General features: G+C 59.1%; 12 protein-coding genes and 1 other RNA gene. 5 read left to right on the forward strand and 8 right to left on the reverse strand.

From position 1 onward, the window contains the following. Positions 1-360: 360 nt before the first annotated feature. Positions 361-714: a transfer-messenger RNA gene (gene ssrA / locus AC1VXC_RS01165) on the reverse strand. A gap of 334 nt (positions 715-1,048) precedes the next feature. On the opposite strand from ssrA, the gene AC1VXC_RS01170 reads away from it, so the two are divergent. Next, positions 1,049-2,026, forward strand: coding sequence for a hypothetical protein (locus AC1VXC_RS01170; protein WP_481538139.1), 978 nt, complete (start codon positions 1,049-1,051; stop codon positions 2,024-2,026). A gap of 244 nt (positions 2,027-2,270) precedes the next feature. Here AC1VXC_RS01170 and AC1VXC_RS01175 read toward each other — a convergent pair whose 3' ends face one another. From AC1VXC_RS01175 to AC1VXC_RS01190, 4 genes are all read right to left on the reverse strand, one after another. Then, positions 2,271-2,870, reverse strand: coding sequence for an IS3 family transposase (locus AC1VXC_RS01175; RefSeq protein ID WP_482994988.1), 600 nt, complete (start codon positions 2,868-2,870; stop codon positions 2,271-2,273). 152 nt (positions 2,871-3,022) lie between these two features. After that, positions 3,023-3,244: a hypothetical protein gene (locus AC1VXC_RS01180; RefSeq protein ID WP_481538141.1), complete on the reverse strand. Its 222-nt coding sequence runs from the start codon at positions 3,242-3,244 to the stop codon at positions 3,023-3,025. Between the two features lie 298 nt (positions 3,245-3,542). After that, on the reverse strand, positions 3,543-4,295 hold the full coding sequence (locus AC1VXC_RS01185) for a hypothetical protein (protein ID WP_481538142.1): 753 nt from the start codon (positions 4,293-4,295) through the stop codon (positions 3,543-3,545). Between the two features lie 417 nt (positions 4,296-4,712). Next, positions 4,713-4,985, reverse strand: coding sequence for a DUF6713 family protein (locus AC1VXC_RS01190; RefSeq protein WP_313169858.1), 273 nt, complete (start codon positions 4,983-4,985; stop codon positions 4,713-4,715). A 241-nt stretch (positions 4,986-5,226) separates the two neighbouring features. Here AC1VXC_RS01190 and AC1VXC_RS01195 point away from each other — a divergent pair, with 241 nt between their 5' ends. Next, on the forward strand, positions 5,227-5,745 hold the full coding sequence (locus AC1VXC_RS01195) for a hypothetical protein (protein ID WP_481538143.1): 519 nt from the start codon (positions 5,227-5,229) through the stop codon (positions 5,743-5,745). Here AC1VXC_RS01195 and AC1VXC_RS01200 read toward each other — a convergent pair. Beyond that, on the reverse strand, positions 5,742-6,161 hold the full coding sequence (locus AC1VXC_RS01200; RefSeq protein WP_481538144.1) for a GNAT family N-acetyltransferase: 420 nt from the start codon (positions 6,159-6,161) through the stop codon (positions 5,742-5,744). The two genes, AC1VXC_RS01195 and AC1VXC_RS01200, sit on opposite strands and share 4 nt — an antisense overlap. After that, positions 6,161-6,664, reverse strand: a complete 504-nt coding sequence (smpB, locus tag AC1VXC_RS01205) for an SsrA-binding protein SmpB (protein ID WP_296246245.1) — start codon at positions 6,662-6,664, stop codon at positions 6,161-6,163. Before smpB ends, AC1VXC_RS01200 begins: the two co-directional genes overlap by 1 nt. Positions 6,665-6,714: 50 nt before the next feature. On the opposite strand from smpB, the gene AC1VXC_RS01210 reads away from it, so the two are divergent. Together AC1VXC_RS01210 and AC1VXC_RS01215 are read left to right on the forward strand one after the other, a co-directional pair. Beyond that, positions 6,715-7,143 (forward strand): type II toxin-antitoxin system RatA family toxin, encoded by a 429-nt coding sequence (locus tag AC1VXC_RS01210; protein ID WP_313169864.1) that lies wholly within the window; start codon positions 6,715-6,717, stop codon positions 7,141-7,143. Between the two features lie 3 nt (positions 7,144-7,146). After that, the gene (locus AC1VXC_RS01215; protein ID WP_313169866.1) at positions 7,147-7,404 is read left to right on the forward strand and encodes an RnfH family protein; all 258 of its coding nucleotides are present in this window, start codon (positions 7,147-7,149) and stop codon (positions 7,402-7,404) included. A 21-nt stretch (positions 7,405-7,425) separates the two neighbouring features. On the opposite strand, the gene AC1VXC_RS01220 is transcribed toward AC1VXC_RS01215, so the two are convergent. Next, complete coding sequence (locus AC1VXC_RS01220; protein WP_481538145.1) at positions 7,426-7,818, reverse strand: outer membrane protein assembly factor BamE; 393 nt, start codon at positions 7,816-7,818, stop codon at positions 7,426-7,428. 104 nt (positions 7,819-7,922) lie between these two features. On the opposite strand from AC1VXC_RS01220, the gene fur reads away from it, so the two are divergent. Continuing rightward, positions 7,923-8,333 (forward strand): ferric iron uptake transcriptional regulator, encoded by a 411-nt coding sequence (gene fur / locus AC1VXC_RS01225; RefSeq protein WP_313170219.1) that lies wholly within the window; start codon positions 7,923-7,925, stop codon positions 8,331-8,333. Positions 8,334-8,769: the final 436 nt, after the last annotated feature.

An 8,769-nucleotide genomic window follows, 5' to 3' on the forward strand; every position in this document is an offset into this window, starting at 1 on the left:
CTCAGAGTGGCACGGGGCGCTGTGCAGTTCAGGGGCCTGGCACGTCAGTTAGTCTGGTGGCTGGGCAGCAGACAGCATCGACCGGGCCTGGCGCAGTGAAGCTCACTTGCACGGGTATGTATTCGGCTTCGGGGCCTGGCCTTCAATGCGCCACCCAGGTCAGCCAGGTTTGCCCGTAACGGGGCGCTGCCAGCCTGTATTGCGATAGAAGCCCCGCCCAGCGCGGGGCTTTTCAGTTGTACCGCTGGCATCGCATGGACTGAAACGCACAAAGGCGCACAGACGCGGACACAAAAAAGGCCGGAAACCCGTGCTGCTATTGGGTTTCCGGCCTGATCGGGACCTTGACGGTCCATCTAATGGTGGAGGTGGGCGGAATTGAACCGCCGTCCGAAGGCACTCCATCCCCGGCACTACATGCTTAGCTCACCGTTGGGTCTCGTCCTGTGGCAGCACGGTGTGCAAAGCGCACCCCAGGACCAGCCTGTTTTGGTTAAGCCGTGACTGACAGGCAGCCGTCACAGCCGGTTCCGTGATAATGACCCTACATCCACGAGCACGGGCACAAGTGGGTTCGGGGCTTACGCCTTAAGCGGCGAGAGCGTAGTTGTCGTCGTTGGCAACTAGAGTTTTGCAGCTGGATTTACGAGGAAAGCTACCCCCTCGGCATGCGCCAAGCGACTTCACAACCCCCGTCGAAACCAGTGCACCCCCGGTTTAACGTTGATTTGTAACGACTTTTGGGTGGAACGTGATGAAAAGCTGCCAAAAGTCTCGCTGACGGGGGTGGATGTTACGCCAAATTGGCCAGCCAGTCACGCCTTTTGGGCGGGCCAGCAGCATGCTCCATTCAACTTTGGTTGCGCCCCAAGAAGTCGCACCTACCATTACAGCGCTCAGGATCCTTGAGCCAGGTAGTCGAAAAAAGCAGAGATCATCAGACTGTCCCTTGAGCGGTAGTGTGATCCGACGGCAACGCTCCTTGTTAAGATATTTCTTCTTTCTAGCTATGCCCCGCCATGGCTACGGCTCAAATTGAGGTTTAGGCGTGACGATAAGGTCCCAGCTTCCCGCACCTGCAGAAAAAGCTATAGAACTCAGGCGCCTCATCTTTGAAAGCCATGACAACTGTGTCAGCTGCACATATGCCTTTGTGGAGGGCGATGCTGCCGTCGCCGGTTTTGGTCTTAATGGCGAGCCTTTGTACGTTTGCGATACGTGCGCCCAAACGAAGGTCAAAGAGATCTCCTCGCGAACTCACTTCATGGCAAGGAAGTACGAGGTGCCCGCATCGACCACGGTGCTCTGGCGATATATGGATTTCACCAAATACGCGAGCTTTCTTTCCACCAAAGCACTGTATTTTCCAAGCGCTGAATCGTTCGATGACATTTTTGAGGGTGCCAAAGGACTGGCAGATAACAAGCATAAGTGGGACAAGAAATACCTAGATTTTTTTCGTGAGATCATCCGCACTGTGCCTCGTGATGAAGGCGTAGCGGGTCCAACTGAGGAAGCTGTCGAAGCCAACGCTATGGATCTCTTGCGCAGCCTGGAGACCGGAGGCGGTAGGGACCGTAAAACTACCTTCATCAGTTGCTGGTATGAAAGCGAGTATGAGTCCGAGGCGATGTGGAAGCTGTACTCCACTTCGATGGATTATGCGGTGGCAATTCAGACCACTGTGGGAGCTGCCTACGCGGCATTGGGGAGAGATCCAAACATCGCAATCGGCCGAGTCGAGTACGTCGATTTCGATGCGTATTTTTCTGACGTAAATGGTGCGTTCTGGCGCAAACGAAAGTCATTCGAACATGAGCGCGAGGTCCGTCTGTTGATCAAGGATCCTCGGTCGACAGCGTCGGGGCTTCAGGTGCCATGCGACATTCCGGTACTCGTCCAAACCGTTGTCGTGTCGCCCAAGGCCCCCGATTGGTTCCTGTCACTCGTCCAAGACGTTACAAAGAGTTTCGGATTTCAACTCGCAGTGAAGAAATCAAGACTTGCTGAGCGACCTTTTTACTAGGACGGCTGCCCAAACATCCGGAAATTCCTCACAGCCTGACGGCTATAGCCACTAGACCTGGCGTTGCGACCTACCGTTGGGGCTGAAATGAACGCGAATTTCCGGCCTTTTCATGCCACGGCGGCGACATGTTCAGCACCGTCTTTTAAGGACTAAGGAAATCGCCGCCCCATACGGCGGCGAGCTTTCCTCCGGCATCAGGGACGATTGAAGGTATGTAATGACCCACCGCTTTCTGCTCTGGTCACGCGGTTAATGTAGCGGCATAAGCCCCGTCCGGGGGCATCATCTTCAGCGCCTGATGTGGGCGCTGTTGGTTGTAGAAGGTGATCCAGTCAGCAATCACCCGCAGGGCGTGGGTTTGGCTCTCAAAGCGATGCCGATGCACGCACTGCTCCTTCAAGGTCCGTATCACGCGTTCGACCATCCCGTTCTGCTGCGGGCGGTGCGGGATGATGAACTCCTGTTTCAAGCCGTAGCTGCGCACCAGTCGGGTGTAGTCGCGACTGGTGAAGACCAGGCCATTGTCGGAGCGAAGCAGGAAAGGCTCCCGCACTCGCCCCAGCGTGCCGTAGCGCGTGATCAGGGCTTGCTCCAGAGCGGCCGAAGCCGTACTGGCCTTGCCAGTCCGTGACAGGTGCCATCCCAGTAGTTGTCGGGTATGGCAGTCGATCACCAGCGCCAGGCTGAGCCAGCCATCCTTGCCACCCCATACACGACATAGGTCCGTGGCCCAACGCTGATCCGGAAGTTCGGCACGAGAGACCTTGGCTTCGATCCTCGGCCGCTGCCCCAGCGCCCGCTTGCGGACCTGCCACCCCTTGAGCTGGAAGATGCGCTGCACCGTGTTCTTGTTCATGCCAAGCAACGCGGCAACCGTGCGATATCCAAACGACGGTTCGGGCCTCGATCATCTCCTTGATTGGCTCGGCCAACTCCGGCTTCACTCTGGCCGGCGACCTTGTTGGCTTGTAGTACGACGTGCGACGGGCCACCTCAAACCAGCGGCACAGCTTGGTCATCGGCATTGCGAAACCTTCGTCCTTCAGGCCCTGCTGGACCAAGCGCATCAGCTCTTGTCCTTTCCCAGCAGAGAGGCCAGCTTTTTCTAGCACGGATCTCCAGCATTGCCTCGCCGTAGGCATCCTGCAGGTCCTTGAGCTGGCGTTCGTGCGGCTCGCGCACATCCTCCGGCTTGGCCCGCAGTGCGTCCTCCATGCCGCGCTTACCTCCTCAACCCAGCTCTCGACCTCGGCAGGGGTCAGCGCGAACTATCGACTAGCCGAAGCCACGGTCGTCTTGCCCTGGATGATTTCAAGGACCGGCGCCGACTTGCGCCGGGCGGTCCAGCGCTTATCTCTTCTTCCATCATTTCGCTCATCGGTGTCTCCTTCGGGGAAATTAACACCTGAGCAGGTTTTCAGTGGGTCATTACAAGTGCAGGCTGACCTCGACGACAACCTGCACACGCTCAACCTGGTGCTGAAGTCTCGATAGCACGGCGTCATGTTCTCTGCTACATGCTGCGTGCCAAGTTGTCTGCTTGCGCCACCTCCGTTGCACTTAGGCCTGCTGAAAGTTGCTTTGCTCGCCTCTGTGAGAGTTCAGTGCCCGACTTTCGGGCGTAAGCGCTTGCATAGGCATATGCAAGTACAGGGTCTGCGTCTGAAAATTGGCCGGATGCGTAATTGGCGGATAGCCTTGATAGCGCCTCGATCTTTCCACTTTTTCTAGCACTTTCGAGAAAACTCAATGTGGAACTTTTGTAGTCATCCATGAGTTCGGTATTCATTGTTGCTTTCTCATCTTCGAAGGCTCCTGCTGCTAGAGCGGAGAATTCGAGTTGAGCCTGGGTGTCGCCCGACTGTGCTGCATATTTGGCCAAGTCGTAGACTGAGAACTCATTTTTCATGCGCTCGCAGTTATCTTCAATTTCTTTCTGCGGTTTTGATTTTGTCTCTTGATTTGGTTGTTGTGCAGCTGCGTAATAAAGGGCGCTGCAGTTAAGGATCGCGCTCGCGATGACGCGCGCCTCCTCCGGGGTCATCTGAGCGCTCAATTGCGCGTAGTCTCCGCGAGCAAGCTGGGGAATCGCTGGATTTGCAATGGGTTCGGTAGGCCTGGCTGCTTGTCGTGTATGTGAAGTGGTGCGGGTGGGGGCGGCAGCATTTTCCTGTTTAGACGGTTCTTCGGCTCTAAAAATCAGGTGTGCTGTGATACCTACTGTTGCGGCCGCCATGACGGATAGCACAACGATCTTCGTTTTCATTGAATCGTCCTTGAGTGGATGCGTGCTTTGGATATATGTCCGAGACTGCAACTGGAAGTTTTCAATTCATTCTTCGGCACCAACTCATAGCAGTGGTTTGCAACGAGGGCTCACAACAGTTCATTCTCCGAGCTGCTGCACAATGATATCCAAAGTCTCCACTGGGAGCTGCGGAGAAACAACGATCTGGGACAGCTTGGAGTTGAGTCATGCGGCCAATGGAGGCCAGCGGCCTTCCGGCGCCAGCGTCTGGTCGTAGACACTTCGGGGAAAGCTGAACGCGGGTGTGTCGCGGCTTGTTTATCGCTATCTGGCGAAAGGTGTCAATCGTGGTTCGCGCTGGCTCTGCGAGAGCTGAGGGGCCCCTTCGGAAGACGGGGATGGCCGATGCCATCGCCTGATCGCTAGTTGCCATTGTCACTGTATGACCTTGAACCCGGCGGAGCCTGCATGGAGCAGGGCGGTCAGGGCGCCAATGCCGCCACAGAGCCAGGCATAACGCCGCGCTTGATGCGTAGCCAGTACCACTTGTCGATAGCCGTGCAGCAGCAGGCCCGCTGCCAGGACGTTGAACAGCAGAAAGCCTTGAATGCCGCCGGGCACATGGAACATGTCCCATTCGTACCAGTAGGCGGCATCTATCTGGTGAATGATCAGCGACAGCAGTGTTGCGGTGTACCAGCGATCCATCGTCAAAGAACTCCTTGATGGGGCGCTAGTCTAGGCAACCATTTCCATGACTACTTGCGGCTGCGCATCAACTTGAACACGCAGAGTGAGACTTAACGCCGTGCCGACCTTTCTGCGACGTCCGCCGACGGACCATGGTGGCCATCACATTTACGAGCAGAGGGTTGGGATGCAGCAGCGCGATCCGCGCAATCTGCGATTGTTGGCGGCTGGAGTCGGGGCCGGGTTTCGGCAACGGGCGTTGGCGCCTGTTCTGCTCTACGTGTTGCTGATGGGTGTGGTGTTGATCGCGGCGTGGCTTGGACACGGCTATTGGCCGCAGTTTGCGCCTCTGGTGCTGTTGTTGTGTGGCGTGCTGCTGGGCCGGGTTAGGCAGGTGCGCCGGCGCTGGCTGGGCGTCTATCTGTTGGCTGCTGTTTTGCTTCTGGTGTTGCAGCCGCCTTGGTCCGGGCTCGCGCCTGCGGGTGTCGAGCGCGTAGCTATTGTGGCGATGGCCTTGGGTTTGGCGCAGCTGGTGGTGCATACCGGGCGGGTGCTGCGGTTTGCGCGCGCGCTGCAGTCACAGGTTGATGAGCTGGACGATGCCGCGATTCTGGCCATGTTGCCGCCTGAGGCTGCCGAGGATGCGCGGCAGTGGTTGGGTGGCGATGATCGCAAAGCGCCTGAGTTGGGCGAGGTGGTCAACCTGAGTGTGTTGTACGCGGCCTTGCAGTCGCCCGGAACCCGGCGAAGCGATCTGCGACGGATACTGATGGGTTAAAGCCTTTTGCGCAGGTAGATACGCTCATGGCCGGGCGGAAAATCGGGCAGGCGGCCGAAGACCTCGTAGCCGTGGCGAAGATAAAAACCTTCGGCCTGCCAGTCGAAGGTGTCCAGCCCCACGCTATGTGCGCCTGCGGCTTTGGCCTGTTGCTCGGCCTCCAACAGTAATTGGCTGCCTAATCCCTGGCCCTGCAGTTCCGGATCAACCCACAGCACATGGATGGCAAGCCAGCCTGCACAGATGTCGCCGAGCAGGCCGGCGCAGGCTTTGCCGTTTGCGTCATGGATGGCCAGCTGCAAGGGCAGCTCGTCGAAGCCATTGCCGCTGGCCTTGCGATTGAAGGCCAGCAGCTGCGAACAAAGCGCCTGCGCATCCTGCGCGCTGGCGACCTGCATCGCGCGCTGCGTCAACATCAGGCGTTGCGGTTGTGGGCACGCATCGCGCGCTGCTTTTCGCGGGCCCAGTCGCGTTCCTTGGCGGTGTCGCGCTTGTCGTGGTTCTGCTTGCCCTTGGCCAGTGCGATCTCGAGCTTGATCTTGTTCTTGCTCCAGTACATCGCGGTGGGCACCAGCGTGTAGCCGTCGCGCTCGACGCGGCCGATCAGCTTGTCGATCTCGCGACGGTGCAGCAGCAGTTTGCGCTGCCGGCGGTCTTCCGGAATGGTGTGGGTGGATGCCTGGATCAACGGTGTGATCTGCGCGCCGATCAGGTAGATCTCGCCGTCCTTCACATAGGCGTAGGCGTCGGTCATGTTGCCGCGACCGGCGCGGATGGCCTTGACCTCCCAGCCCTGCAGCACCAGGCCCGCTTCGACCCGCTCTTCCAGGTGGTATTCGTGGCGCGCGCGCTTGTTCAACGAGATGGTTTTGTCGGCCGTCCCGTTCTTTGCTTTATCCTTGCTGTGTTTCGTGCTCATTTCCGTATTGTCTCCGATTCGGGGGCTCCCCGAACACTTTCTGTATTGCCATGACTACCATTCGTCGCAGCGCGCTGGTCGAACACTCCGCCGAGCGCATGTTCAACCTGGTCAATGATGTTGCCGCCTACCCGGGCCGGTTCCGCTGGTGTGACAAGGCGGAGATCCTGGAGCAGGGCGAGGATCGCCTGGTGGCCCGGTTGGATCTGGGTCTGGGCTCGTTCCGTACCTGGTTCATGACCGAAAACAGCTTGCGACGCCCGCACAGCATCGATATGAAGCTGCGTGATGGCCCGTTCAAGCGCCTGCATGGCCGCTGGGAGTTCCATTCCCTGTCCGAAAGCGCCTGCAAGGTCAGCCTCGAGCTGGAGTTTGAGCCGACCTCACGCCTGCTGGGGCCGGCCCTGGCGCTGGGATTCCAGGGCTTGGCCGACCGCATGGTCAACGATTTCGTGCGCGTGGCCGACCAGGAGCCCTGAGCGATGCGTGTGGAAGTGGTGCTGGCCTGGCCGGACCGTTACCAGCAGCGGCAGCTGGAGTTGCCTGAAGGCTGCACGGTCGCCGATGCGGTGGCCGAGGCGGCGCTCGACGGCGCTGCGGAAGCGGTGGCAATGGCGGTGCACGGCGTGCTGGCGCGTCCTCAGCAGTTGCTGCAGGACGGTGACCGGGTGGAGTTGCTGCGTCCTTTGCTGGCCGATCCCAAAGAAAATCGCCGCCGGCGAGCGCGCGGCGGCGATTGATCTTGCGGCGGGTGCGCTGGATCAGCGGCCGCCCTTCTTCTTGTCCTTGGCCAGGTTGCGGCCGAACTGGCGCACGCTGTTGCGGGCGAGGTCGGCATCCTGGGTCGGGAAGTAGTCGCCTTCCCAGCGGGTGACCTGGTCATTCTCGAAGAACACGGTGAAGTTCTTCACCTCGGTCTTGCCCAGGCGGTTCACGCGCTGGCTGGCGGTGTAGTCCCAGCGCTGGGCGTGGAACGGGTCGGCAATGGACGGCGTGCCGAGCAGGGCATTGACCTGCTGCTTGCTTTGGCCGACCTGCAACTGCGCCACGGACTGTTCACGGATCAGGTTGCCCTGATAGATGGGCTGCTTGTAGATGATGCCGCAGCCAGTAATGGACAGGGCGACAACGGCGATCAACAGGAGGTTGCGCATTAGCTAGGGCAGTTGAGGAAATCGGGTCGATGATACACTCCCCGGCACCCAGCGCGATCTGACCGGAGATAACTGGCGTTAAACCGCCAATGAACACGATGGCTATGGAATCCAATGACCTGCGCAAAGTCGGCTTGAAGGTAACGCATCCGCGGATGCGCATCCTTGCCTTGCTTGAACAGAACACCCCCCACCAACACCACCTCACGGCCGAGGACATCTACCGCCAGTTGCTTGATTGCGGTGATGAGATCGGGCTGGCCACGGTTTACCGTGTGCTGACCCAGTTCGAGGCGGCGGGGCTGGTCCTCAAGCACAATTTCGAAGGCGGCCAGGCGGTTTACGAGCTGGACCGCGGCGGCCACCACGACCATATGGTGGACGTGGACTCGGGCAAGATCATCGAGTTCGAAAGCCCGGAAATCGAGGAGCTGCAGCGGAAGATCGCGGCGGAGCACGGTTTTGAGCTGGAAGAGCACTCGTTGGTGCTCTACGTGCGCAAAAAGCGTAAGTAAGGCGTTGGCGGCGCAGCCTTCGGGCTGTTGCTGTTGAATTGAAAACACCGGCCAGTGGCCGGTGTTTTTGTTTGTGTCCGGCCCTATGCCAAAGGCCAAGGGTTGGGATGTAGTGCCGAGCCATGCTCGGCATGGGCTTTCCCAAGGCACTGTCAGGTCCGTTGTAGTGCCGAGCCATGCTCGGCATGGGCTTTCCCAGGGCACTGTCAGGTCTGTTGTAGTGCCGAGCCATGCTCGGCAGGGGCTTTCCCAAGGCACTGTCAGGTCTGTTGTAGTGCCGAGCCATGCTCGGCAGGGGCTTTCCCAGGGCACTGTCAGGTCCGTTGTAGTGCCGAGCCATGCTCGGCAGGGGTCGCACCGATAAGGCGTCAGCGGGCGGTGCTTCCGCTTTGGGATATGCCGCCTCCCTTTCGCGCAGCGAAGGGAAGGGTTGGGG

This window comes from Stenotrophomonas sp. STEN033 (genome assembly GCF_056856655.1).